This window comes from Streptococcus parasanguinis (assembly GCF_015556095.1).
GTDB lineage: Bacteria > Bacillota > Bacilli > Lactobacillales > Streptococcaceae > Streptococcus > Streptococcus parasanguinis_Q.
This window is the reverse complement of the sequence record NZ_JADNLT010000001.1, coordinates 456,383-473,219: the sequence shown is the minus strand read 5'-3', so window position 1 is coordinate 473,219 and position 16,837 is coordinate 456,383. Positions and strand designations below refer to the sequence as shown.

Below are 16,837 nucleotides of genomic sequence, written 5' to 3'. Positions count from 1 at the left end.
GCTTATGTATCTTGCCTTGATTGCAGATGTGATTGATTCCAAAATCGTACAAGAACGTTTTGACCTGCAAAAACAGTTAGAAAAAACGCTTCAAAAGATCAATGAGCTTTTTAAAGACTGCCTAGCATCGGCTTTTACCTTAACTTTGGGCGATGAGTTTCAGGCGCTTTTGAAAGTAGAGGCTCCCGTTTTTCAAATTATCGATACCTTGCGTTCAGAACTAAAACCGACTCAACTTCGTTTCGGCATTGGCCTCGGGGAGATTGTAACGGATATTGATCCTCTGCAAAGTATCGGTGCAGATGGACCAGCCTATTGGAATGCACGCGCAGCCATTAATCTGGTCCATCAGAAAAATGATTATGGCAATACCCAGATCTATTTTTTGAGAGGTAATGACAACCAGGACTTAGTGGTGAATGCGCTCATCGCTTCTGGAGAGGCCATACGTTCGGGCTGGAGAGAGAGTCAAGAAGAGATCCTGCTCAATCTGCTAAAGAGATCTGTCTATAGTGAAACCTTTAGTCAGCAAGATTTGGCCCAATCGTTGGCCATTAACCCAAGTGCCCTGTCCAAACGTTTAAAGAGTAGCAGTATTCGGGTTTATTTACGGGGACGAGCAGCAGCACTAGCTAGTATTCAAAGCTTAGAGAAAGGAGAGGCCCATGAGCGGATTGTCTAGTATCGTAACGAATCCATATTTGATCCTCTTGTTGATTTGTCATTTGTTATCGGATTATTATTTTCAAAGTCAGAAGATGGCGGATCGCAAGGATCAGGATAAGAAGGTGCTCGGACTTCACATTCTGTATGTGGCTTTGCCTTTGTTCATTGTTTCGCTCTTTCATTTAGACTTGTGGTGGATTTGCTTGGTCATTTTACTAACTCATGCTGGAATAGATTTCTTAAAACCGATCGTGCAGAAGCAATTGAAATTACCAACCGCCTGGACTTTTGCCTTGGATCAAATCTTGCATATTAGCATCTTGACTTGTCTGGTCCTTATGGGAGCGAAGAATGGTTCGACCTATCTGCCTCTGGACACTTTAAATCTAATCTTTTATGTCCTCCTAGTTGGGAAACCGAGCAATATTGCCTTTAAAATTCTGTTTACCAAGTATCAACCCACCAGCAAGAAGAAAATGGATACGATCACTGGGGCTGGTTCTATGATTGGCTTTTTAGAGCGTTTGGTGATTGGTGCCTGTCTGGTCTATGGGCAATTTGCTTCTATCGGCCTAGTATTTACAGCCAAATCCATTGCCCGCTATAATAAAATTTCGGAGAATCCAGCCTTTGCGGAGTATTACTTGATCGGGTCCTTGTTCAGTATCCTATCTGCCCTCTTAGCAGCTTGGTTGTGTCTATAAGAAAATAAATAGTAAAGTCTAAGACAGGAAGGAAAAGCTTCCCTGTCTTTTTACTTGGCTTTTTGGTATAATGGACCAAGTAGAAAATTAGAAAGATTTGTGGGTGTCTAACAGTTCAGTGAGGTGTTTTGATACCCAAAGAGGTATTAGTGTCATGTCTCAATCTTATATCAATGTGATCGGTGCGGGCCTTGCAGGCTCGGAAGCAGCTTACCAGATTGCCCAACAGGGAATTCCGGTCAAGCTTTACGAAATGCGTGGCGTCAAATCAACTCCGCAACATAAAACAGACAACTTTGCTGAGCTAGTTTGTTCCAACTCTCTTCGTGGGGATTCTCTCACCAATGCTGTCGGGCTCCTCAAAGAAGAAATGCGCCGTCTGGGTTCTGTCATCCTTGAAGCAGCGGAAGCGACTCGTGTACCAGCCGGTGGAGCACTTGCTGTGGACCGAGAAGGTTTTGCTAGCCGGGTGACGGAGAAGGTGTCCCAACACCCTCTCATTGAAGTCATTCGTGATGAAATTACGGAATTGCCGACAGATGCCATCACAGTGGTCGCAACGGGGCCTCTAACCAGCGATGCCTTGGCAGAAAAGATCCATGCCCTTAATGGTGGCGATGGTTTCTATTTCTATGATGCAGCAGCTCCAATCATCGATGTCAATACTGTCGATATGAACAAGGTCTATCTCAAGTCACGCTATGACAAGGGAGAAGCAGCGTATCTCAACTGCCCAATGACCAAACAAGAATTTATGGATTTCCACGAGGCCTTGGTCAATGCAGAAGAAGCTCCGCTCAACTCTTTTGAAAAAGAAAAGTATTTCGAAGGCTGTATGCCAATTGAAGTCATGGCCAAGCGAGGCATCAAAACCATGCTCTATGGTCCTATGAAACCAGTTGGTCTAGAATATCCGGATGACTACAAGGGACCTCGTGATGGGGAGTTTAAGACACCTTACGCAGTCGTTCAGTTACGCCAAGACAATGCGGCTGCCAGCCTTTACAATATCGTTGGCTTCCAAACCCACCTTAAATGGGGCGAACAAAAACGGGTCTTCCAAATGATTCCAGGTTTGGAACATGCGGAGTTTGTCAGATACGGCGTCATGCACCGCAATTCCTACATGGATTCTCCAAATCTACTGGAACAAACCTACCGTTCTAAGAAACAAGCTAATCTCTTCTTTGCAGGTCAAATGACAGGGGTAGAAGGCTATGTTGAGTCAGCGGCCTCAGGTTTGGTAGCTGGGATCAATGCAGCTCGCCTTTTCAAAGGAGAAGAAGCAGCGATTTTCCCTGAAACAACAGCCATCGGAAGCCTGGCTCACTATATCACCCATGCTGACAGCAAGCATTTCCAACCCATGAATGTCAACTTCGGGATTATCAAGGAGCTAGAAGGCCCACGCATTCGGGATAAAAAGGAACGGTATGAGAAAATTGCCGAACGTTCTTTACAAGATTTGGCTCAGTTTATGGAAAAATAACCCAAGAAAGAAAAAAGTTTGGAGAAAATCCAGACTTTTTCTTCTAAAAATGGTATAATGAATAAAATTTAGAATATAGAGAGTTTTCTGACAATGAACAAATCCTATTTTTATTTAGATATGAAGATACACGAGTTGAAAGTGCCTTATACCGGAAAACTCCGTCGTGTGCGAGTCTTATTACCTAAGAATTATGAAACGGATACAGATAGACGTTACCCTGTGGTTTATTTCCACGATGGGCAAAACGTTTTGTACAGCAAGGAAGCTTATGCGGGTCATTCCTGGAAAGTCATTCCAGCCATTAAGCGGAATCCAGATATTAGTCGCATGATTGTTGTTGCGATCGATAATGATGGTTTCCAACGCATGAATGAATACTCTGCCTGGAAGTACAAGGAATCCAATATTCCTGGCATGCAATTTGGTGGCAAGGGAGTTGAGTACGGCGAATTTGTCATGGAGGTGGTGAAACCTTTTATCGACCAAGAATACCGGACTCTTGCTGATCGAGAACATACGGCCATGATTGGATCTTCCTTGGGTGGGAATATTACCCAATTCTTGGGCTTAGAGTACCAAGATCAAATTGGTTGTTTAGGTGTCTTTTCATCTGCTAACTGGCTACACCAAGATGCCTTCAATCATTATATCGAACGCAAAAAATTATATGCAGACCAACGGATCTACATCTATGTAGGTACTGAAGAGGCGGATGATACAGATAAAACGCTGATGGCGGGAAATATCAAGCAAGCCTATATTGATTCATCCCTTCGTTATTATCACGACGTTATCCAACAAGGAGTTGCTTTAGAAAATATTGCCATTCGGATTCAATCCGGTGCTATTCACCATGAAGAAGCTTGGGCTGAACATTTACCAGAATGCCTTCGTTTTTTGGCAGAAAATTGGGATTAATAGACTGTAAATAAAGAAATAAAGGAAAGAGGAAACTTATGAATATTGAACATTTAAGCCACTGGAGTGGCCAACTCAACCGTGAAATGTATCTGAACCGCTATGGACATGCTGGTATTCCTGTTGTGGTCTTCGCTTCATCAGGTGGAAGCCATAACGAGTACTATGACTTTGGTATGATTGATGCTTGTGCTCAGTTTATCGAAGAAGGACGGGTTCAATTCTTTACCCTTTCTAGTGTGGATAGTGATAGCTGGCTTTGTAATTGGAAGAATCCTCACGATCGAGCAGAAATGCACCGAGCTTATGAACGCTATGTGATTGAAGAAGCCATTCCATTTATCAAACACAAAACAGGCTGGTTTGATCCGATGATGACAACTGGTTGCTCAATGGGAGCCTACCACGCGCTCAATTTCTTCTTGCAACATCCAGATGTCTTCAACAAAGTGATTGCCTTGAGTGGTGTCTATGATGCTCGTTTCTTTGTTGGTGACTTTGGAGGCGATGAAGCCATTTATCAAAACTCGCCATCTGATTATATTTGGAACCAAAATGATGGCTGGTTTATCGATCGTTACCGTCAGGCCGAAATCGTTATTTGTACTGGTTTAGGAGCTTGGGAACAAGATGGACTTCCATCTTTCTACAAACTGAAAGAAGCCTTTGATCACAAAAATATTCCTGCATGGTTCGCTGAATGGGGACATGATGTTGCCCACGATTGGGAATGGTGGCGCAAACAAATGCCATACTTCCTAGGCCAAATGCATCTTTAAGTAAAAAGGGAGGAGACCTCAATGAATTATATCGTTATTTCACCATATTACCCACAAAACTTCCAACAATTTACAATTGAATTGGCTAATAAAGGGATCACTGTCTTGGGAATTGGTCAAGAGCCATATGAACAGTTAGATGAGCCTTTGCGCAACAGTTTAACAGAGTATTTCCGAGTTGAAAATTTGGAAAATCTGGACGAAGTGAAGCGTGCAGTAGCCTTTCTCTTTTACAAGCATGGACCAATCGATCGCATTGAGTCTCATAATGAATACTGGTTGGAATTGGATGCAGCGCTTCGGGAGCAATTCAATGTCTTCGGGGCTAAGCCAAAAGATCTGAAGAAAACCAAGTTCAAATCTGAAATGAAGAAACTCTTCAAGAAGGCTGGAGTCCCAGTCGTTCCGGGTGCTGTGGTTAAAACAGAAAAAGACATTGATAAGGCCGTGAAGAAGATTGGGTTACCATTGATTGCTAAGCCCGACAATGGGGTAGGAGCAGCAGCGACTTTCAAGATCGAAACAGCAGAAGATGTGGACCATTTCAAGGCAGAATGGGATGGCCATACCGAGTACTTCTTTGAGAAATTCGTCACTTCTAGCGAGATTTGTACCTTTGATGGTCTGGTCGATCGTGATGGCAACATTGTCTTCTCCACTACATTTGACTATGCTTATACGCCACTCGATTTGATGCTCTACAAGATGGATAACTCTTATTATGTTCTTAAAGAGATGGATCCAAAATTGCGTCAATACGGGGAAGCCATTGTCAAAGCCTTTGGCATGAAGGAACGTTTCTTCCACATTGAGTTCTTCCGCGATGGGGATGACTATATTGCGATCGAGTACAATAATCGCCCTGCAGGTGGCTTTACCATCGACGTCTACAACTATGCTCACTCGATTGATTTGTACCGTGGCTATGCTGCCATCGTAGCAGGGGAACCTTTCCCAGCTTCCGAGTTTGAGCCCCTATATTGCTTGGCAACTTCTCGTCGTGCCAATGCAGCTTATGCTCTGTCAGAGGAAGAAGTTTTGGCTAAATACCATGATCAATTCCGTGTCAAGAAAGACATGCCAGTGGCCTTTGCGGAACTTCAGGGAGATTACCTCTATATGCTTACAACACCTAGTCGTGAAGAATTGGAACAAATGATTCATGACTTTGGCCAACGCCAATCATAAGATGATGACCGGTAGGATAGGATCCTATCGGTTTTTTTATATGTATAGCAAAGGAAGAAGAGAAAAGATTGTGAAAAATTGTATTTGGATTTTAAAAAGCGTATAAAACCTCCCTCCAAGGAATAAAGTTTGTGAAATCATATGAGCATTATTTTTGACAGTGCTTTCATTTTTGGCTAGAATGAAAGAGAATGAATAAATGCTAAGAAAGGCGAAATGATGGCAACATTAGATAAAAGTCTCTTATTGGAAATGTTCCGTAAAATGGAAGAAATCCGTCGCATGGACTTAAAAATTGCACAGTTAGTAAAAAAAGGGAAAGTGCCAGGAATGACGCACTTTTCTGTTGGGGAAGAAGCGGCTAACGTTGGAGCTATGCTGGCTTTAAACGACGATGATTTGCTGACATCTAACCACCGTGGACACGGACAAGCCATTGCTAAAGGAATCGATTTAAATGGCATGATGGCTGAGATACTTGGGAAATATACGGGTACTTGTAAGGGGAAAGGCGGCTCCATGCATATCGCTGACCTCGATGCCGGTAACCTTGGTGCTAACGGGATCGTCGGTGGTGGTATGGGAATTGCAGTAGGTGCTGCCCTTACTCAACAAATGAAAAAGACTGGTAAGATTGTCGTCTGCTTCTTTGGCGATGGTGCAACCAATGAAGGTGTCTTCCACGAAGCGGTCAATATGGCTTCCATCTGGAACCTCCCAGTTATTTTCTACTGTATCAATAACGGTTATGGAATCTCTGCTGACATTAAGAAAATGACCAATGTCCAGCATATTCATGAGCGTAGTGCTGCTTATGGCATTCCTGGAATGTTTATTCCTGATGGGAACAACGTTATTGATGTCTATGAAGGATTTAAGAAGGCAGTCGATCACGTCCGCTCTGGTAAAGGCCCTGTCTTGATCGAGAGTGTCACCTATCGTTGGCTTGGTCACTCATCTTCAGACCCTGGTAAATACCGGACCCGTGAAGAAGTCGAAGAGTGGAAGAAGAAAGATCCAATCGAAAACCTTCGCAAGTATCTCCTTGAAAATGAGATTGCGAGCGCAGAAGAATTGGATCAGATCCAAGAAGAAGTAAAAGAAGCAGTTGAAGCTTCAGTGAAATTTGCGGAAGAAAGCCCATTCCCTCCACTCGAATCAGCTTTCGAAGATATTTACGCAGACTAAGGGGGAGTAGAGAATTATGGAAACTAAATTAATGTCTTTCCGCGATACCATTATCCTTGCTATGTCTGAGGAAATGCGTCGCGACGAAAATGTATTGTTGATGGGAGAAGATGTCGGAGTGTTCGGTGGAGACTTCGGTACTTCTGTAGGGATGCTGGAGGAATTCGGTCCAGAACGTGTTCGTGACTGTCCGATTTCTGAGGCTGCGATTTCAGGAGCAGCAGCTGGTGCAGCCATGACCGGACTTCGCCCAATCGTTGATATGACCTTCATGGATTTCTCAGTGATTGCCATGGATGCTATTGTCAACCAAGCTGCTAAAACTCGCTACATGTTTGGTGGTAAAGGTCAAGTGCCGATGACTATTCGCTGTGCTGCTGGGAATGGAGTTGGTTCTGCAGCCCAACACTCCCAATCGTTAGAATCATGGTTTACTCATATTCCTGGTTTGAAAGTTGTTGCTCCTGGTACGCCAGCGGATATGAAGGGACTGCTTAAGTCTTCTATTCGCGACAACAACCCCGTTATCATTCTTGAATATAAATCAGAATTCAACCAAAAAGGGGAAGTGCCAGTTGATCCAGACTACACGATTCCACTTGGTGTCGGAGAAATCAAACGTGAAGGAACTGACATCACTGTCGTAACCTACGGAAAAATGCTTCGTCGCGTGATGCAAGCTGCTGAAGAATTAGCAGAAGAAGGGATCTCAGTAGAAGTAGTAGACCCACGTACCTTGGTTCCACTTGATAAAGAGATCATCATTAATTCTGTCAAGAAGACAGGAAAAGTAGTCCTTGTCAATGATGCCCACAAAACAAGTGGCTATATTGGTGAAATTTCAGCTATTATTTCTGAATCAGAAGCATTTGATTACTTGGATGCACCAATCCGCCGTTGTGCGGGGGAAGATGTGCCAATGCCTTACGCACAAAACCTTGAAAATGCAATGATTCCAACAGTTGAAAGCATCAAAGATGCTATTCGTAAAACGTACAATAAAGAATAATACATAACATAAATTATGTAATATATTCGTGGTTTTATCTTTCATTTTGAAATAGATAAAATGCGACATGAGAGAGTCGAATCGATTCTATTCGACGAATGAATTAGTAAGTCTACTAGGTTGACAGCCTGATAGCGGCAACCGTAGCAACTTGATATACGTGTTATATCCAAGTTGCTTGTAGAATTGAACTCGGGCTAAAGTCTGGGTGAAAAAGATTAACTTTCCTAGAAACTAAAGTTTCTTCGTCAAGTTTCCTATTTTCACTTTGACTTTTGACGCCCTTAGTATCTTGTAACTGAATCCGGACGGAGGACTGTGAAAAAAAGATAGATTTCCTCGTGTTCATGGAACACAGCGTCAATCTTCTATTTTTTCTTTGTCCTCTACGTCCTTAATATCTTGTAATAGAATAGGAGAGGTCATGGCTGATGATAAGCTAAGAGCGACTCCTGCGGCTAGAAAATTAGCGGATGATCTAGGGATCAACCTCTATGATGTTTCTGGTTCAGGCGCAAACGGTCGTGTCCACAAAGAAGACGTGGAAACCTATAAAGACACAAATGTGGTTCGCATTTCACCACTTGCAAAACGAATTGCTTTAGAACACAATATTGCTTGGCAAGAGATTCAAGGAACTGGTCATCGTGGCAAGATCATGAAGAAGGACGTCCTTGCTTTCCTTCCTGAAAATATTGAGAATGAGACCATTAAGTCACCTGCTGAAATCGAGAAGGTGGAGGAAGCTCCAGATAATGTGACACCTTATGGTGAGATCGAGCGGATTCCGATGACACCAATGCGGAAGGTGATCGCTCAACGGATGGTGGAATCTTACTTGACAGCACCAACCTTTACTTTGAACTATGACGTTGATATGTCTCAAATGTTGGCCCTTCGTAAGAAGGTATTGGATCCAATCATGGAAGCCACTGGCAAGAAAGTCACTGTAACAGATTTGCTTTCTCTAGCAGTGGTTAAGACCTTGATGAAACACCCATACATCAATGCGTCATTGACAGAAGATGGCAAAACCATCATCACTCACAACTATGTCAACTTGGCTATGGCGGTTGGGATGGACAATGGGCTGATGACACCGGTTGTCTATAACGCAGAAAAGATGACTTTATCAGAGTTGGTGGTAGCCTTCAAGGACGTTATCGGACGTACCTTGGATGGTAAACTTGCTCCAAGTGAATTGCAAAACTCAACCTTTACCATCAGTAACTTAGGAATGTTTGGCGTTCAATCATTTGGACCGATTATCAACCAACCAAACTCTGCCATTCTTGGAGTTAGTGCAACTGTTGAAAAACCAGTGGTTGTGAATGGTGAAATCGTCATTCGTCCAATCATGAGCTTGGGCTTGACCATTGACCACCGCGTTGTCGATGGTATGGCTGGTGCCAAATTCATGAAAGACTTGAAAGCCTTGATTGAAGACCCGATTTCAATGTTGGTCTAATCAACGAGAGAGAATAGAGACAAGAAAAAGAGGGAAATAAAATGGCCTTAGAAGTAATTATGCCAAAAGCCGGCGTAGATATGACCGAAGGACAAATCGTTCAGTGGAATAAAAAAGTCGGCGAATTTGTAAAAGAAGGAGAAGTGCTCCTTGAAATCATGACAGACAAAGTCAGCATGGAATTGGAAGCAGAAGAAGACGGTTACTTGATCGCTATCTTGAAAGGGGACGGAGAAACTGTTCCTGTAACAGAAGTAATCGGTTACCTTGGTGAAGAAGGGGAAAATATCCCTACAGCTGGAGCAGCAGCACCAGAAGCGAGCCCAGCACCAGCTGCAGCAAGTGCTTCAAACGATGACAATAAGAGTGATGATGCTTATGATATCGTAGTGATCGGTGGGGGCCCTGCTGGTTACGTATCTGCCATTAAGGCAGCTCAATTAGGTGGTAAGGTTGCTCTTGTTGAGAAATCTGAACTTGGTGGAACGTGCTTGAACCGCGGATGTATCCCAACTAAGACTTACCTCCACAACGCTGAAATTATCGAAAATATCGGACATGCAGCCAACCGTGGTATTATCATTGAAAATCCAAACTTCTCAGTGGACATGGACAAGGTTCTTGAAACCAAGACCAAGGTCGTAAATACCTTGGTTGGTGGTGTTGCGGGTCTTCTTCGCAGCTACGGAGTGGATGTTCACAAGGGTATCGGTACCATTACGAAAGATAAGAATGTCTTGGTAAATGGTTCTGAATTGCTTGAAACCAAGAAAATCATCCTTGCTGGTGGTTCAAAAGTCAGCAAGATTAACGTTCCAGGAATGGAATCATCCCTTGTCATGACAAGTGACGACATCCTTGAAATGAACGAAGTACCAGAAAGCCTTGTGATCATCGGTGGTGGGGTTGTCGGGATCGAACTTGGTCAAGCCTTCATGACTTTTGGTTCTAAGGTTACGGTCATCGAAATGATGGATCGCATCGTGCCAGCCATGGATGCGGAAGTTTCTAAGAACCTTCGTTTGATCCTTGAACGTAAGGGAATGACCATCTTGACTGATACGAAACTGCAAGAAATCATTGAAGAAGATGGCAAACTCCGTATCAAGGTTGAAGGCAAAGACGATATCATCGCAAACAAAGCTCTTCTTTCAATCGGTCGTGTTCCAGATCTTGAAGGAATTGGAGAAGTAGAATTTGAATTAGACCGTGGTCGTATCAAGGTCAATGAATACATGGAAACATCTGTTCCAGGTATCTATGCGCCAGGTGATATCAATGGTACGAAGATGTTGGCCCACGCCGCCTTCCGTATGGGTGAAGTAGCGGCTGAAAATGCCCTTAAAGGAAACCACGCTGTTGCCAAATTGAACTTAACTCCTGCAGCTATCTACACACTTCCAGAAGTTGCGGCTGTTGGTTTGACAGAAGAACAAGCTCGTGAGAAATATGATGTCCAAATTGGTAAATTCAATTTTGCCGCAAACGGACGTGCCATTGCATCAGATGCGGCTCAAGGATTTGTTAAAGTCATTGCAGAAAAAAAATACGGTGAAGTTCTTGGGGTTCACATCATTGGTCCAGCAGCAGCTGAATTGATCAACGAAGCTTCAACTATCATTGAGATGGAAATCACTGTAGAAGAAATGCTTAAGACCATTCATGGTCACCCAACCTTCTCAGAGGTAATGTACGAAGCTTTTGCGGATGTACTTGGCTTGGCAGTTCACTCACCTAAGAAGAAATAATATTATTCTTTCAACTAAATTTTCTTTAAGTAGTACGGACGGCAGCGACCTCTCATAGAGTTCCATGCCTAAAAATTGAGCCACTTGTCTCAATTTTTCCGAGAAATGTAACGATAACTCGTTACATTTCTTTTTACTACTTCAAAAAATTAAGTGAAATTCAACTATTTCTGTCTAATGCTCATCCTGCTAAGAGTAGGATTTATAAAACGAATTTTTTGGAATTACTATGAAATACATTATTAATTATTCAAATGATACTGCTTTTAATATTGCTTTAGAAGAGTATGCTTTTAAGCATCTATTGGATGAGGATCAAATCTTCCTTCTCTGGATTAACAAACCATCGATCATTGTAGGTCGTCACCAAAATACCATTGAAGAGATCAATCGTGACTATGTACGCGAAAATGGAATTGAAGTAGTCCGTCGAATCAGTGGTGGTGGAGCTGTTTACCATGATTTGAACAACCTTAACTATACAATCATCTCTAAAGAAGATGAAAACAAGGCCTTTGACTTCAAGAGCTTCTCTACTCCAGTTATCAATACTTTAGCTGAACTTGGTGTTAAAGCTGAATTTACAGGCCGTAACGACTTAGAGATCGACGGTAAGAAATTCTGTGGGAATGCCCAAGCCTATATCAATGGCCGGATCATGCACCATGGTTGTCTTCTCTTTGACGTGGATTTGTCAGTCCTAGCTAACGCACTTAAAGTGTCTAAAGATAAGTTTGAATCAAAAGGGGTTAAATCAGTCCGTGCTCGTGTGACCAATATCATCGATGAGTTGCCAGAAAAAATCACGGTTGAAGAGTTCCGTGACCTACTTTTGGACTACATGAAGAAAGAATACCCTGAGATGACAGAATATGTCTTCTCGGATGAAGAATTGGCTGAAATCAATCGTATTAAGGAAACCAAGTTCGGTAGCTGGGATTGGAACTATGGGAAGTCCCCTGAATACAATGTCCGTCGTGGCACCAAATTCCCAAGCGGTAAGGTTGAAATCTTCGCAAATGTCATTGAATCCAAAATCCAAGACATCAAGATTTACGGTGACTTTTTCGGTATCGAAGATGTTGCAGCAGTAGAAGATGTCCTTCGTGGTGTCAAATACGAACGCGAAGACGTTCTTAAAGCCCTTCAAACCATTAACCTAGGTCGTTACTTCGCAGGTATCACTGCAGAAGAAATTGCTGAAGCAGTGGTGGAATAAAGTAAAAGATATCCATTTAACATGGATATCTTTTATCTTAAACTTGATATTCGAAAACCATGAGTGTACAATATAGAGGAAATCTGAACAAAAAAGGGGATCATATTCGATGATGAAAGTTCCAGTGGAAAATCTTGGTCTATTTGAACAGTTAGATCGTATAGTAGTGGCTTTTTTTAGAAAGCAACAATCTTCAAGTCCTTATGATTTGTATGTCAGTATTACACAAGAACATGTTGACCAGAAAAAGCAGGAGCTAGAACCATTAGGCTATCAAGCTGTCCAACTACCATTAGGAATGGCTTTAGATAACGTCATCCAGCAACCTCATTATGAAAACTTAATCATTGGAGGTCTTGCTCCTGACGAAATTATCGTTAGCAAAGAAGAATTAATGCCTTTGAAAGATATCGTGGATAGTTTTTGTATTATGTACGCTGCAGCGAATAACAGACTGGAAAATAGTAAGGCTTATGAATTAATGAAAGATAAGACGGTTTATTTTATTGGTAAACTATTTACAGATTTTCCAAAAGCAGGTGATGAAATTGCTTATATGGGTATTGATCGAATAGCAAGTGACGGAACACCATATGAAGCAGTGAAATGCTTTTTAACGGAAGAAAGTGCAGAAAAGTATAATGGTGAAAAAAGACCGGTCACCCCAGCAAATCTGGCTTATCTAAAATCATTTTGGGGAAAACCAGTCATTATTGAGCCACACCGTAATTATTGGATTGAATTTTTATAGAAAGAATAAAAGATCGTAAGATTCCATATAAAAATCTACGCTCTTTTTCTAACACAAAAATCATTTACATAATTTACGTTATGTAATATCACAAACTATCCAAGGCATTTTTCTGTTCATCATTAACGATATGCGTATACAAGTCGGTAACTTGTGTGCTAGCATGTCCCAGCTGATGGCTAACCAAAACCTGTGATTTGGTTGCATCATAGAGACGCGTTGCTAATGTATGGCGAAGCTTGTGGGGTGTCACGCGAACTTTGAAGTCTTCTGAATACTTGGCCACCATCTTTTCAACGCTAGAAGCATCAATCCGATTTGGAACACCTCGATACAAGGTCAGAAAGAGGGCTGTATCAGTTTTTTCTGTCTTGTAACGTTTGTCTCTTATAGCAAGATATTGCTCCAGATAAGGCTTCGCAAAGGCAGCAACATTGACCGAGTCACGTTTTCCACCTTTTCGGGTGACGTCAATGACCATCATCTTAAGATTGAGGTCACGAAGATCTAGGTTAACGGCTTCAGAGAGACGGACACCAGAGGCAAGAAGGAGTGCGATAATGGCTAAATCTCGCTCTTTATTCTTATTAAAGGAGGATAAGGCGCGATTGGAGAGTGTTTGAGGGTACTCCTGGTCGATATAGTTAAGAAAACCTTCTGTTTCATCGCCTAAAAAGAGCTTTTGTTTGATATTCTCAGCTCGAGCAGCCAAGGTTTCTTTCTTTTTCTTGGTAGCAACCTTCTTCATGACATTACGGTAGAAATAAGGTTCCCCTTGCTCATTTTCAACCTCCTCAGTCAAATACTTATAAAGACTAGACAGTGCAGAAAGGGTACGGTTAATCGTTGTTTGGGAAACCCCGTTTTTCGTTGTATTGGCATTGAGCAGAGGACGTTCACGTAAGTAAAGAATAAAGGATTCCATATCTTTCTTGGTCATATGCTCCAGAACGTCTAAAGGGATCTCGGCTATGGTGTCAGCATCCGATATCCCAGATTCCAAAACCCAGGTGAAAAATCGATCGTATTCCTTTAAGTATTCGTACAAGGTCGTAAAACTGTAGGGAACGGCCAGTTTCGATTGATAATATTCCAATACATACCAGGGCATGACTTGTTTGAGTTTATCAATCCGTTCTAATAAGATCTCGCGTTTCATCTTTTTCTCCAAATCTTTCTATACTAGTAGTATAACATAGCCAGATGTATTTTTCAAGAAAATTATAGTTTTTCGGAAAGATGTTATAGGGTTTATATAGGACTGTTTTGTTTCACTAGCATAACCAAAAAAATTTTTTAAGCCAATTATACTCAATTATGTACTTTATTTAAGTGAAAACTAAAAAATTTTCAAATGTACATTTTGACAATAAAAAAACACTCTAATATCAATTTAATGAAATTTAGAGTGTTTTTATTTATCTATATTTTTTCAAACTGTACAAAGTGTTCTTGCTTTCTTCTGTGGCCTTTGCAAATGGAACACGACCTTTTATTGCGTTTTTTGTATGCCATTCTTTCTTTTACTTGAATTTTGTAACGGTGATTAAGATTTTCTTGACATATCCACCATACAGGCAGAATACTCAACTCTGTAATTTCAGTTGGACTTACTATCAAGGAGTTATTTAGATAATCCCACTCATTCATTAGACTTTGTTGCGTTGTTGCTAAATCGTTAAATCCTTTTAATACTTTTTGATTTCTACAGTATGGACAAGAATTTTCTCTGTAAAATTTTTCTTTAATAACTTTCTGATATTCTCCAGTACATACAGGGCATTTCCACCATGCATTATATGTTGAATTTGCCCTTACTGAAGACATTTCTTGTTTATTTAATGATGACCATTCTTTAATTAACCAAGGATGTGTTGTTTCAAGATCATTATAACCTTTTGCAGTCTTCTTAAAAGAACAATATGGACAACATTGGTCGTTTTTGTGGCGATCAGAAATTTTTGCTTTAAAACTTCTGTGACATTTTCGACAAATCCAATTGGTTAAAGCATTTGAATCATAAAAGAAGGTATCAATATCACCATTCAGTTCTTTTACCCATTCATTGTTTAAGTACGGTTTAACATAGCTTAGTGTTTCATTTGGTTTAGGAATTTTTTTATTACAGTAAGGACATATAGAATTGAGACTATTAGAATTATTGTTTGTAAACACACCTAGAACAATCCCTAATCTCTCCTGAAATTCTAAATCACAACAATCACAAATCCAATTAAATATTTTATTCTCGGTTTCTGACGATTTCGTCACCTCATCAGGTTTTTCTACATTCTTGCTACTCCAAAGGTCACACAACTCAGGATAAGTATCTGCAATTGTATTATAACCTTTTAATGCTTGTTCATCATTACAATATGGACAGCTATCTATTACTTCTTTTCTTATTGGAATTGAACAAAGGTATTCACCTTGACAAACAGAACACTTCCACCAATATTTTTTTGTTTCAATGTGGCTCAATGCTAAATGAACAGGCAATCCATTTTTATCGCTCCATTCTTCCTGTAATTTTGGGAAATTATAGAGTATATCATTGTTAAAAACAAGTGTATCCCAATCACAACGATTAGGACAAGTTTGAAAATTACTATTCTCTAAGTCGGTTCTTAAAATCATTTCAATTGGACTACAATAAAAACTGACTTTGCAGCAAGGGCATTTCCAATTTATGCATTTAGAAGACTTATACCAGTATTCAGAAATAGGTTTATCATTACTTTTATCCCAAAATTTCTCTAAATAAGGATGAGTTTCTTGTAAAGTATTATATCCTTTTAACATCAATTTATTATCACAATAAGGGCAGCCTTCAAGATGCCTTTTGACAACACTACATTCATATTGACCATGACATTTAAAACACTGCCATCTTACTAAGATGTTGGATAAACTATCAATCATATTACTTTTTACATGAGTTGGAATAAATTGCTTAAAAAGATTTCTATCTGTATGTAATAGGGGGTTCGCTTTCACTTTAATTGAGGTATCGAATGTAGCTTTACAGTTAGTACAATAGAAACTATATCTTTTGATTCTTGAAATTAGCTGATCAATAGACAACTTAAAGATATGGTCACATTTGTCGCATTTCCAATTTCTAGGGATTGTAACATTGTCACTTAACTTCAGATCATTAAACTCTACATCGTTTTGCTCCCCTGGAAGATAAATTTTCCGAAGATTAGGGTATGCTTTAGTGTAAGGTACAAAATGTGTACTTTCATTACATCCGACATGAACAAGCTCTTGATTATGTTTATTGATTAATTTAGAAGTGTTTGCTACATCTTTCCAACCAACATGACAGGTAGGACATTTGAAGTGAAATAACCTCTTTGAAGAAAAAGATAAATTATCAATCTCTTCCTGAATGGTTTCTATATTTTCATAATGAAAGTTTATGTACCTTAGAAAGTTAGGAATCCTTGCAGATATAGAGTTTTCCCCTTTTATGAACACTTTTCCAAGCTCACATACAGGACAGATTTTTGAATGATTTTGAATATTCTTATAAGATTTTGATGTACTTGCTTTCCATTCATAAGAACAGGTAGGACATTTCCAGTTAATGTGTTTTTTACTGGTAATTGTTATTTTTTCTACATCTATTTTGATATTCTTGTCAAAGTCCCAATAGTTCAATAAGGCTGGAAAATCAGTGATTAAGTCTGACATTTTCTCCT

At 40.5% G+C, this 16,837-nt stretch carries 14 protein-coding genes; 12 read left to right on the top strand and 2 right to left on the bottom strand.

Translation table 11 applies throughout. The features are described 5' to 3' along the window. Nucleotides 1-4: 4 nt before the first annotated feature. The 12 genes from I2E70_RS02385 (at nucleotide 5) to I2E70_RS02330 (ending at nucleotide 13,130) form a co-directional block, all read left to right on the top strand. A complete protein-coding gene (locus I2E70_RS02385; RefSeq protein ID WP_195423249.1) occupies nucleotides 5-682 on the top strand; it encodes a SatD family protein in 678 nt (225 codons plus the stop codon). After that, a complete protein-coding gene (locus I2E70_RS02380; protein WP_195423247.1) occupies nucleotides 666-1,370 on the top strand; it encodes a DUF3307 domain-containing protein in 705 nt (234 codons plus the stop codon). The genes I2E70_RS02385 and I2E70_RS02380 overlap by 17 nt, the downstream gene beginning before the upstream one ends. 154 nt (nucleotides 1,371-1,524) lie before the next feature. Beyond that, on the top strand, nucleotides 1,525-2,859 hold the full coding sequence (gene trmFO, locus I2E70_RS02375) for a methylenetetrahydrofolate--tRNA-(uracil(54)-C(5))-methyltransferase (FADH(2)-oxidizing) TrmFO (protein ID WP_070659230.1): 1,335 nt from the start codon (nucleotides 1,525-1,527) through the stop codon (nucleotides 2,857-2,859). 93 nt (nucleotides 2,860-2,952) lie between these two features. Then, nucleotides 2,953-3,780: an alpha/beta hydrolase gene (locus tag I2E70_RS02370; protein ID WP_195423246.1), complete on the top strand. Its 828-nt coding sequence runs from the start codon at nucleotides 2,953-2,955 to the stop codon at nucleotides 3,778-3,780. Nucleotides 3,781-3,818: 38 nt separating this feature from the next. Beyond that, a complete protein-coding gene (locus I2E70_RS02365) occupies nucleotides 3,819-4,559 on the top strand; it encodes an esterase family protein (RefSeq protein ID WP_195423244.1) in 741 nt (246 codons plus the stop codon). A 21-nt stretch (nucleotides 4,560-4,580) separates the two neighbouring features. Continuing rightward, nucleotides 4,581-5,747: an ATP-grasp domain-containing protein gene (locus I2E70_RS02360; RefSeq protein WP_195423242.1), complete on the top strand. Its 1,167-nt coding sequence runs from the start codon at nucleotides 4,581-4,583 to the stop codon at nucleotides 5,745-5,747. Between the two features lie 219 nt (nucleotides 5,748-5,966). Further along, nucleotides 5,967-6,935 (top strand): thiamine pyrophosphate-dependent dehydrogenase E1 component subunit alpha, encoded by a 969-nt coding sequence (locus I2E70_RS02355; RefSeq protein ID WP_070589718.1) that lies wholly within the window; start codon nucleotides 5,967-5,969, stop codon nucleotides 6,933-6,935. A gap of 16 nt (nucleotides 6,936-6,951) precedes the next feature. Beyond that, entirely contained in the window at nucleotides 6,952-7,944 is a 993-nt protein-coding gene (locus tag I2E70_RS02350; protein ID WP_070588982.1) for an alpha-ketoacid dehydrogenase subunit beta, read from the top strand. A 424-nt stretch (nucleotides 7,945-8,368) separates the two neighbouring features. Further along, complete coding sequence (locus tag I2E70_RS02345) at nucleotides 8,369-9,412, top strand: dihydrolipoamide acetyltransferase (RefSeq protein WP_070665775.1); 1,044 nt, start codon at nucleotides 8,369-8,371, stop codon at nucleotides 9,410-9,412. 41 nt (nucleotides 9,413-9,453) lie between these two features. After that, a complete protein-coding gene (gene lpdA, locus I2E70_RS02340) occupies nucleotides 9,454-11,160 on the top strand; it encodes a dihydrolipoyl dehydrogenase (protein ID WP_195423240.1) in 1,707 nt (568 codons plus the stop codon). A gap of 229 nt (nucleotides 11,161-11,389) precedes the next feature. Further along, nucleotides 11,390-12,379 (top strand): lipoate--protein ligase, encoded by a 990-nt coding sequence (locus tag I2E70_RS02335; protein ID WP_195423238.1) that lies wholly within the window; start codon nucleotides 11,390-11,392, stop codon nucleotides 12,377-12,379. 109 nt (nucleotides 12,380-12,488) lie between these two features. Further along, nucleotides 12,489-13,130, top strand: coding sequence for a hypothetical protein (locus tag I2E70_RS02330; RefSeq protein ID WP_195423236.1), 642 nt, complete (start codon nucleotides 12,489-12,491; stop codon nucleotides 13,128-13,130). An 88-nt stretch (nucleotides 13,131-13,218) separates the two neighbouring features. Here the strand turns inward: I2E70_RS02330 and xerS are convergent, their stop codons facing one another. Together xerS and I2E70_RS02320 are read right to left on the bottom strand one after the other, a co-directional pair. Beyond that, nucleotides 13,219-14,289: a tyrosine recombinase XerS gene (gene xerS, locus I2E70_RS02325; protein ID WP_049483475.1), complete on the bottom strand. Its 1,071-nt coding sequence runs from the start codon at nucleotides 14,287-14,289 to the stop codon at nucleotides 13,219-13,221. 263 nt (nucleotides 14,290-14,552) lie between these two features. Beyond that, entirely contained in the window at nucleotides 14,553-16,829 is a 2,277-nt protein-coding gene (locus I2E70_RS02320; RefSeq protein WP_004252854.1) for a zinc-ribbon domain-containing protein, read from the bottom strand. Nucleotides 16,830-16,837 lie beyond the last annotated feature (8 nt).

Coding starts and splice junctions, on each gene's coding strand:
- I2E70_RS02385 (WP_195423249.1), top strand. CDS start 5: ATGTATCTTGCCTTGATTGCAGATGTGATTGATTCCAAAATCGTACAA.
- I2E70_RS02380 (WP_195423247.1), top strand. CDS start 666: ATGAGCGGATTGTCTAGTATCGTAACGAATCCATATTTGATCCTCTTG.
- trmFO (WP_070659230.1), top strand. CDS start 1,525: ATGTCTCAATCTTATATCAATGTGATCGGTGCGGGCCTTGCAGGCTCG.
- I2E70_RS02370 (WP_195423246.1), top strand. CDS start 2,953: ATGAACAAATCCTATTTTTATTTAGATATGAAGATACACGAGTTGAAA.
- I2E70_RS02365 (WP_195423244.1), top strand. CDS start 3,819: ATGAATATTGAACATTTAAGCCACTGGAGTGGCCAACTCAACCGTGAA.
- I2E70_RS02360 (WP_195423242.1), top strand. CDS start 4,581: ATGAATTATATCGTTATTTCACCATATTACCCACAAAACTTCCAACAA.
- I2E70_RS02355 (WP_070589718.1), top strand. CDS start 5,967: ATGGCAACATTAGATAAAAGTCTCTTATTGGAAATGTTCCGTAAAATG.
- I2E70_RS02350 (WP_070588982.1), top strand. CDS start 6,952: ATGGAAACTAAATTAATGTCTTTCCGCGATACCATTATCCTTGCTATG.
- I2E70_RS02345 (WP_070665775.1), top strand. CDS start 8,369: ATGGCTGATGATAAGCTAAGAGCGACTCCTGCGGCTAGAAAATTAGCG.
- lpdA (WP_195423240.1), top strand. CDS start 9,454: ATGGCCTTAGAAGTAATTATGCCAAAAGCCGGCGTAGATATGACCGAA.
- I2E70_RS02335 (WP_195423238.1), top strand. CDS start 11,390: ATGAAATACATTATTAATTATTCAAATGATACTGCTTTTAATATTGCT.
- I2E70_RS02330 (WP_195423236.1), top strand. CDS start 12,489: ATGATGAAAGTTCCAGTGGAAAATCTTGGTCTATTTGAACAGTTAGAT.
- xerS (WP_049483475.1), bottom strand. CDS start 14,289: ATGAAACGCGAGATCTTATTAGAACGGATTGATAAACTCAAACAAGTC.
- I2E70_RS02320 (WP_004252854.1), bottom strand. CDS start 16,829: ATGTCAGACTTAATCACTGATTTTCCAGCCTTATTGAACTATTGGGAC.